This window comes from Nocardia donostiensis, from assembly GCF_002081715.1.
Lineage (GTDB): Bacteria > Actinomycetota > Actinomycetes > Mycobacteriales > Mycobacteriaceae > Nocardia > Nocardia donostiensis.
The window spans coordinates 1-15,298 of sequence record NZ_MUKP01000065.1; the positions used below are offsets into that span (position 1 = coordinate 1).

A 15,298-nucleotide genomic window follows, 5' to 3' on the forward strand; every position below is an offset into this window, starting at 1 on the left:
ACCCCGGAGGCGGTGAACGCCATGCTCAACGGGGTACGGGACAGTCACCCCGGCCTGTCGCACGAGCGGATCGCCGAAATCACCGCCGCCTACCCGGATCTGGCGAAATCGCGTGGTGCGCTGGCCATGTCCACCGATGCCGCGTTCCGCATGCCCGCGCACTGGGTTGCCGACGGCCATGCCCGCCATTCCGATACCTGGATGTACCGGTTCGACCACGCAACACCGATGTTGCGCGCCGCTCGGGTCGGCGCGGGTCACGCTACCGAACTACCGTATGTTTTCGGCAATTTCGGCACTTTCAACCACGATCCGACTTTCTGGCTCGGCGGCCGCAAACAGGCAATGGCTGTTTCCGGCCGGATGATGCGCCGCTGGCTGGCCTTCGCCACCCATGGTGTGCCCGCGGCACTGGACGGCTCCAAACACTGGCCGCCCTACCGGCCCGGCGTCCGCGCAACGCTGCTGATCGACAGCATCGACCGCGTGGTGGAGGACCCGGACCGGGAGTTGTTCACCGCCTGGGGTGAGCGCGCGGTCGGCTTCGCCTGAGCTGAACCGCTAATTCAGCACACCAGCTCGCGCGCGCTGACCGAGCTGCGCAGGTAGCTGCCGGTATCCGTGCAGTGTGAACAGCTCACGGGGTTGTGGTGTGCCGTCCAAACGTAGGTCGGGGAACCGCTCGAACAGTGCGCGCAGGGCGTAGGTTCCTTCCATCCGAGCCAGGCTCGCACCCAGGCAGGCGTGTATGCCGCTGCTGAAGGTGAGGTGGTCTTTGGCGTTCGGCCTGCCCACGTCGAAGCGGGCCGGCTCGTTGAACACCGCCGGATCGCGGTTCGCGCCGGCCAGTGACAGCACGATCACCGTGCCGCGGCGTATCCGGACGCCGTCGAGTTCCAGATCGCTCAGGGCGACGCGCCCGGTGAGCTGTACCGGTGGATCGATGCGCAACACTTCCTCCACAGCGTTGGGCCACAGTTCCGGTTCCGTCCGCAACCGGTCCAGCTGCTCGGGGTTGCGCAGTAGTTGCACGATGCCGTTGCCGATCAGGTTGACCGTGGTCTCGAAACCGGCGCCCATGAGCAGGCTCGCGGTGGCGATCAGTTCGTCGGTGGTCAGTTCGCCCGCGCTGACCAGGCTGCTGAGGATGTCGTCGCCCGGTTCGCGGCGTAACCGTTCGATATGGCCGGTGAGGTAGATGTTCATCCGTTCGGTCGCTACCATCGCGCGCTGATAGGTGCCGTGGGCGATACCGAAGTCGAGTAGCGGGGTCATATCGTCGCCCCAGGACAGGAACCGTTCCCGATCGGAATCGGGGAAACCGAGCATCTCGGAGATGATCGCGATCGGCACCTGAGCGGCGAACGATTCGATCAGGTCGGCCGAACCGTCCGACGGCAGCGCGTCCAGCAGCTCCTCGGTGACCGTTTCCACCCGGTCGCGCAGTCTGCCGATCGCACGCGGGGTGAAGGCCGAGGCGACCGGTTTACGCATCTTCGTATGGTCCGGTGGGTCGATCACCAGCATCGACGGCGGAGACGTCGGGTTGGGTGGTACCGGATACCGTTCGGCCAACCGGCGCAGCGGGCCGGGGAGCTGAATGCTGTCCGGTGGCATCACCCCGAACCGGTTGTCCCGGAGGATGGCGCGGGTGAGCGCGTGGTCGAAGGTCGCCCACGATATCGCGACCCGGTGCAGGCCGCCGTCGCCGCGCAGCTGTTCGATCAACGGATACGGATCGTCGATACCTTCCGACCCCCCGATCAGCCGCGAGAACGGGTCGTTGCGCCGCGCCTGCCTGCGGACGACCGTACGGAGCAGACCGTGTTTGGACAACCAGTGGAACCAATAGTGTGGCTTCATCTCACCAACTCCGTCGTTGCGCTTGTCACAACCTTACGGAACACCGCTCGGAGCCGGAACATGTTCAGGCCAGCCCTCTTACCGCAGCCGAACCGGGAGTTGCCCACCGCCCGGGGCGAGCGCGCGCCAGCGCCATCAACTCATCCGCTGGACGGTTACTCGCTCTGTTTCCACTCGTCGTGCGTGCAGTGCGGAATCGGGTTCGTCCACCTGCACCAGTGACGCACCGGCCGCGAGCACCGCGATGTAGCCGTCGATCAGCTCGTCCGGGGTTTCCCATGTGGTGCTCGACAGCACCCGGTCTCCTTCGGAGATGTGCTGGCGAGCGGCGGATTTGCGGGCTCGTTCCAGAACTTCGGGCACCGAGAGTCCGTCCAGCGCCACGCCGGTTCCGCCGGGCAGGAACTGGTCGCCGTGTACTCGTACCGCGGTCGCGAAATCGGTGACCCCGATGGGCAGGTCCTGCACCGGGGTTCCCATCGCGTCCAACGACAGCGCGGCGAGCTCACCGGAACCTTCGGCATCGTCGATGCGGTCGGCCACGGCCAGGGTCAGCTCGGCGTCCGCGTCCGGTCGCAGCACTATCTCGGTGCCCGCCCACCAGCAACCGAGCAGCACGGCGGCGGTCTGCCAGTGCGCAGGCAGCAGTACCGCGACGCGAGCGCCGGGGGTGAGGCCGAATTCGTCGCGCACCAGATTGGCTGTTTTGGCCGCCCAGTTGGCCAGCGTCAGGCCGGACAGTTCGATCCGGGCGCCGGTGGCGTCGTTGTAGTAGGTGACGCGCGGAGCGGCCGGTTCGCGTTCCAATACCGGGTCCAGCACTGCCTCGGTGAGGGTCAGTGCCTGTTCGAATTCACGCATTGTCTAATTCACGCATGTCGGTCCGTCCTTGCCGGCATCGATCGGTGGGGCGGGCGGGACCGGGGTGGCCGAGGTCGACGGGTTGTCGAAGTCGAACATGCTGTTCGCCGCCGACCCGGGACCAGAATAGTCACCGGTCAGCACGACGCTCACCGAGCCCGGTGGTACCGATGAATCGGCGAGCACCGGCAGTCCGCCGAGTGCCTCGGCGACCGCGTCGGCGTCCGGGTCGGAGCTCGACGACGCGAGCACCCGGCTGCCGGCTACGGTCCCGCCGGTGTAATTACCCACCTCTCCGGTGGAATAACCTTGTGCACCCAGCGCCTGCGAGACGTCGCTTGCCAAACCGCTGACGGTGCCTGCGTTGTACACGTCGACGACGACCGACGACGGATCGACCGCAGGCTTGGCGCGTCTGGTGGTTTCCGCGGCCTTGGTGGGTGTTGCGCCTGCCAGCGACGCCACATACTTTTCGACTTCCTCCGGGTCGACCCGCACCACCGATTCCCCATCCGATGTCATCCCGTTCAGGTCGGCCACCGGGATGGTTTCGAAGGTCACCTCGCCCGCGCTGAGGTCCTGCAACTGCTGCAGGAACGACAGCACGTCCCAGCCGTCGTCGAGCACTACGGTGCGGCCGACGGCATCGCTGAGCTCGCTCAGCCTGCCCGGATCGCTCAGTGTGCGGGCACTCAGCACCTGGTGTACCAGTTGTGCCATGAACACCTGTTGGCGCACGATTCGGTCCAGGTCGCCGCGCGGCAGCTCATGTCGCTGTCGTACGAAGCTCAACGCGCGCGGCCCGTCCAGGCGTTGGCGTCCCGCAGGGAAACGCGCGCCCGACAGTGGTTCGTCGACCGCGTTTTTCAGGCATACGTCGACCCCGCCCACCGCGTCGGTGAGCAGCACGAAACCGAGCAGGCTGACCTCGGCGTAATGGTCGACGGCGACCCCCGTCAGCCCGGCGACGGACTTGATCAGCGCCTGCCGCCCGCGCTGGGTGGATTCGCGTTCGGCTTCCTGTTCGGTGGCGCCCTGGTCGAGCAGGTTCTGGTAGACCTTCTGCTTGGTGGCCCCGTACGCGGAGTTGATCTTGCCGCGACCCAGGCCGGGAATATCCACATAGGCGTCGCGCGGCAGCGAGATGGCGGTGGCCGAGCGGCCGTCGTCGGGGACCCGCATCAGCACGATGGTGTCGGTATTGGTGCCTATCTCGTCTCCCGCGTGCAGCATGGCGCGTTCGGCTTCGGTCAGCGGATTACCGTGCGCGTCGGTGCGCGAATCGACCCCGACCAGCAAAATATCCACCGCGCCATCGCTGCCCCCGCCGAGCCCGAGATCGGAGATCCGTTCGATATTCGACACCAGTGAGTCCACACTCCGCCACGCGAAACCCGTCAGCACCAGGATCAGCACCGCGGTGGCGGCGATGATCACCCGCAACGGCCCCCACACACTCGGCTCCGGCGGTGTCGCTCGCCCCGCCCCGTTCCTCCGCTGCGCCACCTGAACATCCTTTCCCTATCCCGAATCCGCGCGAAGCAAGATCCGGCGACCGGTTCGCCGTTCTGTCGACACCCTCCCGTCAGGAGGCTAACCAACGGCAACGCCTCCGGAGCCGAACTGCGAGTGTCCCGGCGTGCCAGACTTGCCCGTGTGGACACAGCCGTAACACCCGGATCCGACCTGCCCGCCCGCCTCGTCGTCACCGGTGCGGGCGGGCAGGTCGGCCGGGAACTGACCCGTCTCGCGCCGTCGGCTCGGGCCTTCGGGCGCGACGAACTCGACATCACCGACGCCGCGGCAGTGCATGCTGTGCTGCGACCCGGCGATATCGTGCTCAACTGTGCTGCGTATACCGCGGTGGATCAGGCTGAAACAGACCGCGAGGCGGCGTTCGCCGGCAACGAGACCGGGCCTGCCGTGCTCGCCGCTGCCTGTGCGCGCGCCGAGGCACGCTTGATCCATGTGTCCACCGACTACGTCTTCGACGGCACGGCGAACCAGCCCTACCGGACCACCGACCCCACTGGCCCGGCTACCGTGTACGGCCGGTCCAAACTCGCAGGTGAGCGTGCTGTGCTGGAGCTGGCGCCGCAGGCGCATATAGTCCGCACGGCATGGGTGTACAGCGGGGCGGGCAATGATTTCGTGGCGACCATGCTGCGGCTGGAAGCCGAACGCGACACCGTCGACGTGGTCGACGACCAACTCGGTTCCCCCACCTACGCCGCCGACCTGGCCGCAGGCCTACTGGAACTGGCCGCCCATCCCGGCGCGCCCCGTCTGCTGCACGCCACCAACGACGGGCAGGCCACCTGGTTCGAACTGGCCCGTGCGGTCTTCGCCGGGATAGGGGCGGACCCGGCCCGGGTGCGTCCCTGCGATTCGGCCGCCTTCCCGAGACCTGCGCGTCGCCCGGCGTATTCGGTCCTCTCCGGTGAATCCTGGTGTCACGCGGGCTTGACACCGTTGCAGCATTGGCGTTCCGCGCTGGAAGACGCCCTCGCCCGCCGGTCGGATTAGGCGTACCTCCGCCTTCGCTCCGGCCATGCGCATTTATGGCTACATCCCGCATGACGCACGGCTGTGCGGGTCTGCCTATCTACCGCCTTTGCTCCGGGCGTGTGACCTGCGTATCTTCTCGCACTCGCTCCGGGCGTGCCTCCGCTTTCGCTCTGGCCGTGCGCGGGCTGTGGGCGCGTTTCGCTCGGCTGTGCCCACTAGGGTGGTTCGTTGTGAGCGCTTCCGATGCAGATGTATCGAGGGACTTGTCGAGCAGCCGCCCCGGCCTGGCCGTGATCACGGTCACCTACTCCCCGGGTGAGCACCTCCAGCACTTCATCGACACCCTGGCCACCGCGACTGTCGAGAAACCGCAGGTGATCCTGGCCGATAACGGGTCGGTCGACGGGGTGCCCGAGCTGGTCGCCGAGTCCAACTCGTCTGTGCGGCTTCTGCGCACCGGCGGCAATATCGGCTATGGCGGCGCCATCAACCGGGCCATGGCGGAACTGGACCCCGATATCGAGTTCGTGGTGATCGCCAATCCCGATATCCGCTGGGGCACCAACGCCATCGATGAACTGCTCGCCGCCGCCCGTCGCTGGCCGCGGGCCGGGGCACTGGGGCCGATGGTGCGCGAACCCGGCGGCAGCATCTATCCGTCCGCGCGTTCGGTGCCCGGGCTGCTCGACGGTGCCGGTCACGCCATCCTCGGCGCCGTGTGGAAGTCGAACCCGTGGACGCTGCGCTACCGGCAGGACAACGAGGGGATCTCCGAGCGCGCCGTTGGCTGGCTGTCCGGGTCCTGCCTGCTGGTGCGCCGCGCCGCGTTCGACTCCATCGACGGGTTCGATTCCCGCTATTTCATGTACATGGAGGACGTCGACTTCGGCGACCGCATGGGCAAGGCGGGCTGGCACAACGTGTTCGTACCGTCGGCCGAGATCACTCACGCCAAGGGGCATGCCGCCGGACGCAACCCGGAGGTCATGCTGCCCGCCCACCACGCCAGCGCCTACCGTTTCCAGGCCGATCGGCATCCGCACTGGTGGCAGGCCCCGCTGCGGTTGGCGCTGCAGGCCGGACTTGCGGTCCGCTGCCGAATTGCGGTTCGATCTGCGCTGCGTGACAAGGCGCGTGCGGAGGTTTGAGCCCGGTGGGCGCGAGCCGACGGAGTGTTCGACTGTGAACGAGGGAGCCCGATGGCAGGACATACAGGCACCGACGCCGTGATTCTGGTCGGCGGCCAGGGAACGCGGCTGCGCCCGCTGACCCTGTCGGCGCCCAAGCCGATGCTGCCGACCGCGGGGCTGCCGTTCCTCACCCATCTGCTCGCGCGTATCGCCGAGGCAGGTATCACCCATGTGGTGCTCGGCACCTCCTATAAGGCGGAGGTGTTCGCCGAACATTTCGGCGACGGCTCCGACCTGGGACTGGAACTCGAGTACGTCACCGAGACCGAACCGCTGGGCACCGGCGGCGGCATCCGCAACGTGCTGCCCAAACTGCGCGCCGACAACGTCATGGTGTTCAACGGTGACGTGCTCGCAGGCACCGATCTGGGTGCCATCTTGGCCACCCATGAGTCCACGAACGCCGATGTCACGCTGCACCTGGTACGGGTGAGCGATCCGCGCGCGTTCGGTTGCGTCCCCACCGACGCCGACGGCCGGGTCACCGCGTTCCTGGAGAAGACCCAGGACCCTCCTACCGATCAGATCAACGCAGGCTGCTACGTCTTCCGCCGCGAATACATCGAAAAGATCCCGAGCGGACGTCCCGTCTCGGTGGAGCGCGAGGTGTTTCCCGCGCTGCTCACCGAGGGGGCCAGGGTCCAGGGCCATGTCGACACCTCGTACTGGCGCGATATGGGCACCCCGGAGGATTTCGTCCGCGGTTCCGCCGACCTGGTCCGCGGTATCGCCCCTTCGCCCGCGTTGCCCGGTCAGCGCGGTGAATCGCTGGTCCATCAGGGTGCGGGCGTCGCCCCGGGCGCGCTGCTCATCGGTGGCACCGTCGTCGGCCGGGGGGCCGAGGTCGGCGCAGGCGCTCGCCTCGACGGCGCGGTCCTGTTCGACGGTGCCTGCGTGGAGGCGGGAGCCACCGTCGAGCGTTCCATCATCGGTTTCGGTGCCCGTATCGGTCCTCGTGCCCTGGTCCGCGACGCGGTCATCGGTGATGGTGCCAGTGTCGGCGCCCGCTGCGAGTTGCTGCGCGGTGCCCGTATCTGGCCGGGCGTGGAGATCCCTGACGGCGGTATCCGTTTCTCCACCGACGTCTGACGTTTCCGCCGGCGGCGCGGCCGGTCCTCCGACGTGGCCGCGTAGCCCTCGGGTACAGCGTGCGTTCCCGGCTCGGCGCCGGTCGGTGTCGTCATCGGGCCGTGCCAGAGCTCGCGTCCGTCAGGACTCGGCTGGTCGAGCAGCTGCCGACGACCGAGTGTGCAGGATCTGCCGTTCCCGGAGCAGCAGCAACCCGGTGACCGCTACCAGTACGGCGGTGAGTCCGTGCACCCCGCCGAGCAGCACGGTTGGGCAGCGGTCACGGTGCGCAAACTCGCCGAGCGCATCGAGTACAGCCAGCCCGTGCTCTACAGCCACTTCGCCGGGAAATCAGCCATTGTCTCAGCCGTCGCCGAACAGGGATTCGGCGAATTGGGGCGGCAACTACGCGATATCCGCACGGCCGCTGCCGACCCCGAAACTGCCCTGGTCGGGCTCGTTCGCGGCTATCTCGCATTCGCCGCCGCCAATCCCGCGCTCTACGACGCAATGTTCCTGCTGAACACCGACCTGACCTTCGGCCCGGACGCCCCCGCCGCGCTGCGCGACGCATTCGCCGAGATCGCAGCCGCCTATGCGCCGTTCACCGGTTCATCGGCCCCTGAGAGCGGTACCGAGGTCGCCTGGAGCATGGTGCACGGCCTGGCCACTCTGGAACGGGCCGGGCGGCTGCGCCCGGATTTTCGGGAGCAGCGGATCGCGATCGCGTGCGAACTATTGACCGCACGGCCGGTGTGACCAGGCATGCCGCCGGGGTCGCGGCGGCCTCGCGCGCGGCACGGCACAATCGGGGCATGGCTGATGTCGTGGTGGTCGGATCCGGACCGAACGGGCTCGCGGCGGCGGTGATCCTGGCCAGAGCCGGTCTCGCCGTCGAGGTACATGAGGCGCAGGACACCATCGGCGGTGGCAGCCGGACGGCTGAGGTGACGTTGCCCGGGTTCCGGCACGACACTTGCGCGGGCGCGCACCCGATGGCGTTGGCCTCGCCGTTCTTCCGGGCTTTCGATCTGGCCGCGCACGGCGTGGATCTATTGACTCCGGAGGCGTCCTACGCGCATCCGCTGGACGGCGGCGCGGCCGGGATCGCCTGGCACGATCTGGAGCGGACGGTCGCGGATCTGGGGCGCGACGGCCCGATGTGGCGGTCGCTGTTCGCCCCGCTGGTGCGGGACTGGCAGCAGGTCGTGGACTTGGCCATGTCCGACATGCGGCATGTGCCGCTGCTATCGCCGACCACCATCCGGTTCGGGCTGCGCACCCTGGAGCAGGGGTCCCCGCTGTGGAACGCGCGGTTCGGCGACGAGATCGCACCCGCGCTGCTCACCGGTGTAGCCACCCACGCCATCACCCAACCTCGGGCGCTGCCCGCCGCCGGTGCGGGTCTGATGCTCGCCACCCTGGCGCATGCGGGCGGCTGGGTGATCCCGCGCGGCGGCAGCCAGGCGATCATCGACGCCATGGTCACCGACCTGGAACTGCTGGGCGGCAAGGTGATCACCGGGCATCGGGTCGACTCACTCGACGAGTTCCGCGACGCGCGCGCGGTCGTTCTCGACACCGCCCCGGCCGAACTACTCCGCATCGCGGGCCAGCGGCTGCCCGACCGCTACCGCCGCACCCTCGGCCGATTCCGGTACGGCAGCGCCGCCTGCAAGGTCGATTTCGCCCTGTCCGGCCCGGTGCCGTGGCAGCACCCGGACTGCGCCCGCGCCGGAACCCTGCACCTGATCGGCACCCGCGCCGAAGCCATGGCCGCTGAACGCGCTGTGGCCGCAGGCCGACACTCCGACCGCCCGTACGTGCTGGCCATCCAGCCCGGCGTCGTCGACCCCAGCCGCGCACCGGAGGGCAAACACACCTTCTACACCTACGCCCATGTGCCGCACGGCTCGGACCGCGACGTCAGCGATACGGTGATCGCCCAGATCGAACGCTTTGCGCCGGGTTTCCGCGATCTCGTCCTCGCCACCAGTGTCCGCACCGCCACCGAATTGTCCACCTACAACGCCAACTACATCGGCGGCGATATCTCCGCGGGCGCGATGACACTGCGCCAGACCGCGTTCCGCCCCGCCCCCCGCTGGAACCCGTACGCCACCCCACTCCCCGGCGTCTACCTGTGTTCCTCGTCCACCCCGCCCGGCCCCGGTGTTCACGGCATGTCCGGCCTGCACGCCGCGAACCACGTCCTGCGCCGCCGCTTCGGCGTCTACACCGACCCCCTGGAACTACTCGCCGCAACGAACCGCTGAAGCTCGGTCCCCCGGCCGACCACCACGACATCTTCAGTCCTGCGCGCCGATCCGTCCTCGGTCGAGGCTATCGACACCGAGTCCGGCTCACCGATGAGGCTGCGTTACGTTTTTGTCTTCGAATAACCGGGGTGGCAAACGCCGGTGCGCATCTGCCACGGGGCGAGCGGATGCGCACGAGGGCGGTCAACCGGCCGCGGCGGGGGTGCGATAGAGGTCCGGTTCGAGGTAGATCACCCTGGCCTCGGGCACCGCGGCGCGCACACGGGCTTCGGCCTCGTCGATAGCGGCCGCGATCGCCTCGATGTCCAGGTTGGGGACGATCGCGACCTTGGCGGCGACGAGCAGTTCTTCCGGGCCCAGATACTGGGTTTTGAGGTGGATGACGCGGTCGATGCGGTTGTTGTCGACCAGTCCGGCGCGGATCGCGCGGTCCTGTTCGGGGGTCGCGCCCTCACCGATGAGCAGGCTCTGCATCTCCACGATGAGCACGATCGCGATCACGCCGAGCAGGGCGCCGATGGCCAGCGTGCCGATACCGTCGAACACCGGGTTGCCAGTGATCCACGTGAGACCCACGCCCAGCAGGGCGAAGATCAGACCGATGAGCGCGCCGGTGTCCTCGAGCAGCACAACCGGCAGTTCCGGGCTGCGGGAGTTGCGGATGAACCGCCACCAGCTCGCCGTCCCTTTGAGCGGCCTCGATTCCCGCACGGCCGTGAGGAAACTGAAGGTTTCCAGCCCGATCGCGACGACCAGAATGACCACTGCCACGATCGGCGAGCTGAGGTCCTCCGGATGCTGGATCTTGTGGATGCCTTCGTACACCGCGTACACCGAGCCGAGGGTGAACAGCACCAGCGCCACCACGAACGAGTAGAAGTAGCGGTTGCGCCCGTACCCGAACGGGTGCAACTGGGTGGCTTCCTGGTTGGCACGGCTCTGCCCGAACAGCAGCAGCCCTTGGTTGGCGGTATCGGCCACCGAGTGCACGCCTTCGGCCAGCATCGACGCCGAGCCGGTGATCGCCGCACCGATGAACTTGGCCGCCGCGATCCCCGCGTTCGCGGTCAACGCGGCGATAATCGCCTTCTTCCCACCACCAGCAGACATGAGCCGCTGTCCTCCTGTGCTCGATGTGCCGAAACCGCGCCGGTTTCGCTCGCCGCTTCATCCGATGACCGAACCGGCCGCGAAACAGACTATGCGAGCCACCGCGAACCCGGCGCGCCGAAACCGGGAAGAAGCGGCCACGTCAGCGCGTCGGCGGCAGCTCAGGCGTTGCCACCTACGCACGCGCAGAAAACCTGGGCGGGCCCGTCCACCGCCTGAGCGCGGATATCGGTGTCGGTGGCCGAGATCCAGGCGCCCGCCCCGCGCTCGAGCACCAGCTGTGTCCCGTCGTGCAGCAAGCGCACCGATCCCACCGAGCACAGCACGATGCCCGGTCCCGCATCGGTGAGCGGCACCTGTCCTGCCCCTTCGGTCAGGTCGAACCGGCGCAGCGCGAATTCGGGTGCGGGCGTGCGGTAGCGCACCGAGCCGTCCCCGGCCGGTTCCGGCAGCACCAGCGGTAGATCAATGGGCTCGAAATCCAGTACCCGCAACAGTTCCGGCACGTCGACGTGTTTGGGGGTGAGGCCGCCGCGCAGCACGTTGTCAGAGTTGGCCATGATCTCCACCGCGACGCCGCGCAGGTACGCGTGCAGGTTGCCCGCGTCGAGGAACAGGCCCTGACCGGGTTGCAGGGTCAGCCGGTTGAGCAGCAGCGCGGCCAGCACTCCGGCGTCCCCCGGGTAGGTTTCGGCCAGTTCGAGCGCGGTGCGTGCTTCGGGTGCGAATTTGCGTTTGCGGCTGGACAGATAGCGCACGCAGCCGTCGAGCACCTCGGGCAGCAGGGCGGCGAGGACGTTCTGCGGCAGGGTGATCCAGGTGGTGAACAGGGTGCGCAGGCCGCCGGAGTCGGGTTGGGCGGCGAGCAGTTCGGTGTAGGAGGCCAGCGCGGGCACGTCCAGCGCTCGGAAGAGTTCGACGGTGCGGCGCGGATCCCGGAAACCGGCGAGCGCCTCGAAGCGGCTCAGTGCCACCACCAGTTCCGGTTTGTGGTTGTCGTCGCGGTAGTTGCGCATCGGCGAATCCAGCGGAACCTCCGCGCGGTTCTCCCGACGGAAACCGGCGCGCGCCTGCTCGGCGCTCGGATGCGCCTGCAGCGACAGTGGTTCCTCGGCGGCGAGGATTTTCAGCAGGAACGGCAGCTTGCCTTCGAATTCGGTTGCCGCCGGGCCCAGTTCCCGTTCCGGATCGGCCGAGACCAGGTCCAGCAGCGAGCGCGTGCCGTCACTGCTGCGCAGATAGGCCGGGTCGGCTGGGTGAGCGCCGAACCAGAGTTCGGCTTCGGGATGAGCGGACGGTACGGGCCTGCCACATAATTCGGCGAGTGCGGTGCGTGACCCCCAGGCATAGGAACGCAACGCACCAACGAGTTCGTGCACTGGTAGCGTCCCCCGTGGTAGGTATCTGCGCCGCTTGCCGTGGTCTCCCCGGAACTGAGCAGCCGTAGATAGGCCGCGGCCATTTCCAGTCGCAGCGCCAGCACCGCGAGTCGTTGCAGGTCCCCGCCGCGGCCGCGGCCGTTGATTGTCTCGTCGCTCGGTTGTTCGCTGGGCCGGGCCCCGGCCGGTTCTTCGGTGGGGTCGGTGTCGGCGTTGACGAGGTCGGCGTCCACCGCGCCGGAGGTGGCGAACACGGCGAGTTTGCGCCGTGCGGCGACCTCGTCGGTATCGGCGCTCAGTAGGAACACCCGCAGCCGGTCGACCGGGGGCGGACCGTCGAGCTGATCGTCATGGAACAGCGGATCGTAGTCCGGCGCCGACGCGGTGGCCGCCGTCATCCGCGGTAGCGCGGCCACCGCAACGGTCAGGTCGACCGCTGCGGCCACCCGGCCGGCGGACTGCAGCAGTACCTCGGCGGCGTGCGCGGCCAGTTCGGTGGCGGCGGCGGAGTCGCCGGTCAGCACTACCCTGCGCTCCTGCATCCGTGTCGCAAGGGTTTTGGCGGGATTGTGGAAAACCTCGTGCTGTGGTCCGTCGCGCAATGCTTCGGCGTCGAGCACGTCGGCGAGTTCGCCGAGCTCGGGCAGCACCGCCCCGCTGCGGCCGGGATCTATCGCGCGCAGCACCGCGATGCCGACGGCGAGGAAACGCAGCAGCCGATTGTGGTCGAGCACCCGGACCCGCGGTTCCAGCACCGCGGACCTGCCCGCCGTTACGGCGCGCAGTGGCCCTTCGGCGGGTGCGGCGACGATCACCTCGGCGCCGCGCCGCTGCGCCCGGTCGACCGCGTCGATGAGGCGCGGGTCGGCCGGGTCGTCACCGGATACCAGCACCACGTCCAATGGCCCGACCCATGGCGGGACCGCGGCAACGGGCACCACCGGCAGTCCGGCCCGGTCACCGAGCGCGGCGATGAGCAGGCCCGCGGCGCGGGTGGCTCGGCCTGCCCCGGAAACCAGCAGCAGGCTGCGCGGCTGCAGGCCGTCCAGCCGCGTCAACATGTCTTCTTCGACGGCTGCTGCGGTGGCGCGCACCTGAGCGCCGCCGGATGCGGCCGAGCGCAGGGCGCCGCCGCTGTCGGCGGCCTCGAGCGATGCGGCATCGTCGAGATCGAGTACCGGTGTTCCAGCGATCATCGGGCGTCCCACCTCCCCTCATCGCCTTGTCTTCGGTTCCGGCTCGCTCGCGCCCGGGTCGTCCGCACCGGGTCCGGACCGGGCGAATTCAATGTCTGTGATTCCACTATTCCAGTCAGGCGCGGACGATGCCCAGAATCTCGGTTACGAGTGCGTCTACTTCCTCTGGTGATCGGGCTTCGACGTTGAGTCGCAGCAGTGGTTCGGTATTGGATGCGCGCAGATTGAACCAGGCCTGCTCGGGCAACTGCACGGTCACCCCGTCCATCCGGTCCACCGAAACCGCCCGGTCGGCGAACGCGTCGAGCACGGCTCTTGTCCGGTCCGCTGTGTCGGCAGTGTCGGCCAAGGTGGAGTTGACCTCCCCGGAGGCCGCGTAACCGGTGTAGGACTCCATCAGTTCCGACATCGGTTGTTTCTTCTCACCGAGTGCGGCCAGCACGTGCAGCGCGGCCAGCATGCCGGAGTCGGCGCCCCAGAAATCGCGGAAATAGTAGTGCGCGGAATGCTCGCCGCCGAACACCGCGCCGGTGGCCGCCATCTGCTGTTTGATGAACGAATGCCCCACCCTGGTGCGCACCGCTGTGCCGCCGAGTTCGGTGACCAGCTCCGGCACCGAACGGGAGGTGATCAGGTTGTGGATGATCACTCCACCGGGTTCTTTGGCCAGTTCGCGTTCGGCGACCAGCGCGGTGATCGCCGACGGCGATACCGGGTCGCCGTTCTCGTCCACCACGAAGCAGCGGTCGGCGTCGCCGTCGAAGGCCAGACCGATATCGGCGCCGGATTCGCGGACCAGCGCCTGTAGGTCGACCAGGTTCTTCGGGTCGAGTGGATTGGCCTCATGGTTCGGGAACGACCCGTCGAGTTCGAAGTACAGCGGGACGATCCGCATCTGCGTCAGCGCGCCGAGCACCGCGGGGACGGTATGCCCGCCCATCCCGTTGCCCGCGTCGACGGCGACGGTGAGCGGCCGGACACCGGACAGATCGACCAGGCCGCGCAGGAATTCAGCGTATTCGTCGAGGAGATCGACGCGGGTGGACTCGCCCGCGGGACCGTCGTAGGCGGGTACTCCTCCAGACGCCTCTGCCACCTCGGCGGCGATGGTGGCCAGCCCGGTGTCCTGGCCGACCGGCAACGCCTTGGCGCGGCATAGTTTGATGCCGTTGTAGCGGGCCGGGTTGTGGCTGGCGGTGAACATGGCGCCGGGGCAGTCCAGTTTGCCGGAGGCGAAATACAGCTGGTCGGTGGAGGCCAGCCCGATGTGCACGACGTCGAGGCCCTGCCCGAGCACACCGTCGGCGAAGGCTTCGGCCAGTTCCGGCGACGAATCCCGCATATCGTGGCCGATCACGATGCGCCGCGCGTCTTCGGCGCGCATCAGCCTGGCGAACGAAGCGCCCACATCCCTGACGAACTCGGCATCGATCTGTTCACCGACCACACCGCGGACGTCATAGGCCTTGATCACCGCGTTCACGAAACCGGCAGAGCGGGCGACTGTCATAGCGACCACCCTAGTGCCCCCTGGTGAGCGCCCCCACACGGTCCCGGCAGTTGCCCCACAGTGGCTTCGCGTGGATCAGCTGGGCGGGTCGGGGAGCACCCGTAGATGCCCACGCCGTCCGGTACGAGAAGTGCGTTGCGGTGGGGGTGCATAGTCGCGGTAGCCGTGTCGGTCGGGTTCGGGGGATCGGCGTCGCAGCCCCGCTTCGCGGACCGCTTCGGCGAGTGCGGTCAGATCGTCGTCGTCGGGGGTGGTGGAGAAACCGCCTTCGTGGCGGACCATCTCCCAGCCCTTGGGGGCGGTTATCCGGGAGGCGTGGGTTGCGCACAGGTCC

General features: G+C 68.2%; 13 protein-coding genes and 1 pseudogene. 6 read left to right on the forward strand and 8 right to left on the reverse strand.

Going from position 1 to position 15,298, the window contains the following annotated elements:
- Positions 1-552, forward strand: a 552-nt coding sequence (locus B0T44_RS24565) for a carboxylesterase family protein (protein ID WP_176219238.1), incomplete at its 5' end; no start/stop codon positions are given.
- A 9-nt stretch (positions 553-561) separates the two neighbouring features.
- Here B0T44_RS24565 and B0T44_RS24570 read toward each other — a convergent pair.
- From B0T44_RS24570 to B0T44_RS24580, 3 genes are all read right to left on the reverse strand, one after another.
- Positions 562-1,863 carry a cytochrome P450 gene (locus tag B0T44_RS24570; protein ID WP_077121609.1) on the reverse strand — a complete coding sequence of 434 codons (1,302 nt, stop codon included), beginning with the start codon at positions 1,861-1,863 and terminating at the stop codon, positions 562-564.
- Positions 1,864-1,998: 135 nt separating this feature from the next.
- Positions 1,999-2,724, reverse strand: coding sequence for a TIGR03089 family protein (locus tag B0T44_RS24575; RefSeq protein WP_077121607.1), 726 nt, complete (start codon positions 2,722-2,724; stop codon positions 1,999-2,001).
- 3 nt (positions 2,725-2,727) lie between these two features.
- A complete protein-coding gene (locus B0T44_RS24580; protein WP_281254085.1) occupies positions 2,728-4,230 on the reverse strand; it encodes an LCP family protein in 1,503 nt (500 codons plus the stop codon).
- A gap of 150 nt (positions 4,231-4,380) precedes the next feature.
- On the opposite strand from B0T44_RS24580, the gene rfbD reads away from it, so the two are divergent.
- From rfbD to B0T44_RS24605, 5 genes are all read left to right on the forward strand, one after another.
- A complete protein-coding gene (rfbD, locus tag B0T44_RS24585; RefSeq protein ID WP_425436886.1) occupies positions 4,381-5,250 on the forward strand; it encodes a dTDP-4-dehydrorhamnose reductase in 870 nt (289 codons plus the stop codon).
- A gap of 212 nt (positions 5,251-5,462) precedes the next feature.
- Positions 5,463-6,380 (forward strand): glycosyltransferase family 2 protein, encoded by a 918-nt coding sequence (locus tag B0T44_RS24590; RefSeq protein ID WP_281254084.1) that lies wholly within the window; start codon positions 5,463-5,465, stop codon positions 6,378-6,380.
- 51 nt (positions 6,381-6,431) lie between these two features.
- Positions 6,432-7,511 (forward strand): mannose-1-phosphate guanylyltransferase, encoded by a 1,080-nt coding sequence (gene manB / locus B0T44_RS24595; protein ID WP_077121603.1) that lies wholly within the window; start codon positions 6,432-6,434, stop codon positions 7,509-7,511.
- 159 nt (positions 7,512-7,670) lie between these two features.
- Complete coding sequence (locus B0T44_RS24600; RefSeq protein ID WP_139348023.1) at positions 7,671-8,249, forward strand: TetR/AcrR family transcriptional regulator; 579 nt, start codon at positions 7,671-7,673, stop codon at positions 8,247-8,249.
- Positions 8,250-8,305: 56 nt separating this feature from the next.
- Positions 8,306-9,766, forward strand: coding sequence for a phytoene desaturase family protein (locus B0T44_RS24605; RefSeq protein WP_077121623.1), 1,461 nt, complete (start codon positions 8,306-8,308; stop codon positions 9,764-9,766).
- 186 nt (positions 9,767-9,952) lie between these two features.
- On the opposite strand, the gene B0T44_RS24610 is transcribed toward B0T44_RS24605, so the two are convergent.
- The 5 genes and pseudogenes from B0T44_RS24610 to B0T44_RS24630 form a co-directional block, all read right to left on the reverse strand.
- Positions 9,953-10,879, reverse strand: coding sequence for a cation diffusion facilitator family transporter (locus tag B0T44_RS24610; RefSeq protein WP_077121600.1), 927 nt, complete (start codon positions 10,877-10,879; stop codon positions 9,953-9,955).
- A gap of 161 nt (positions 10,880-11,040) precedes the next feature.
- Positions 11,041-12,258 carry a mannose-6-phosphate isomerase, class I gene (gene manA, locus B0T44_RS24615; protein ID WP_077121598.1) on the reverse strand — a complete coding sequence of 406 codons (1,218 nt, stop codon included), beginning with the start codon at positions 12,256-12,258 and terminating at the stop codon, positions 11,041-11,043.
- Positions 12,259-12,305: 47 nt separating this feature from the next.
- Positions 12,306-13,454, reverse strand: a pseudogene (locus tag B0T44_RS28755) (tobH protein); the annotation flags it as partial.
- A 115-nt stretch (positions 13,455-13,569) separates the two neighbouring features.
- On the reverse strand, positions 13,570-14,964 hold the full coding sequence (locus B0T44_RS24625) for a phosphomannomutase/phosphoglucomutase (RefSeq protein ID WP_077121596.1): 1,395 nt from the start codon (positions 14,962-14,964) through the stop codon (positions 13,570-13,572).
- Positions 14,965-15,039: 75 nt separating this feature from the next.
- On the reverse strand, positions 15,040-15,298 hold a 259-nt coding region (locus B0T44_RS24630; RefSeq protein WP_081512658.1), incomplete at its 5' end, for a DUF3499 family protein.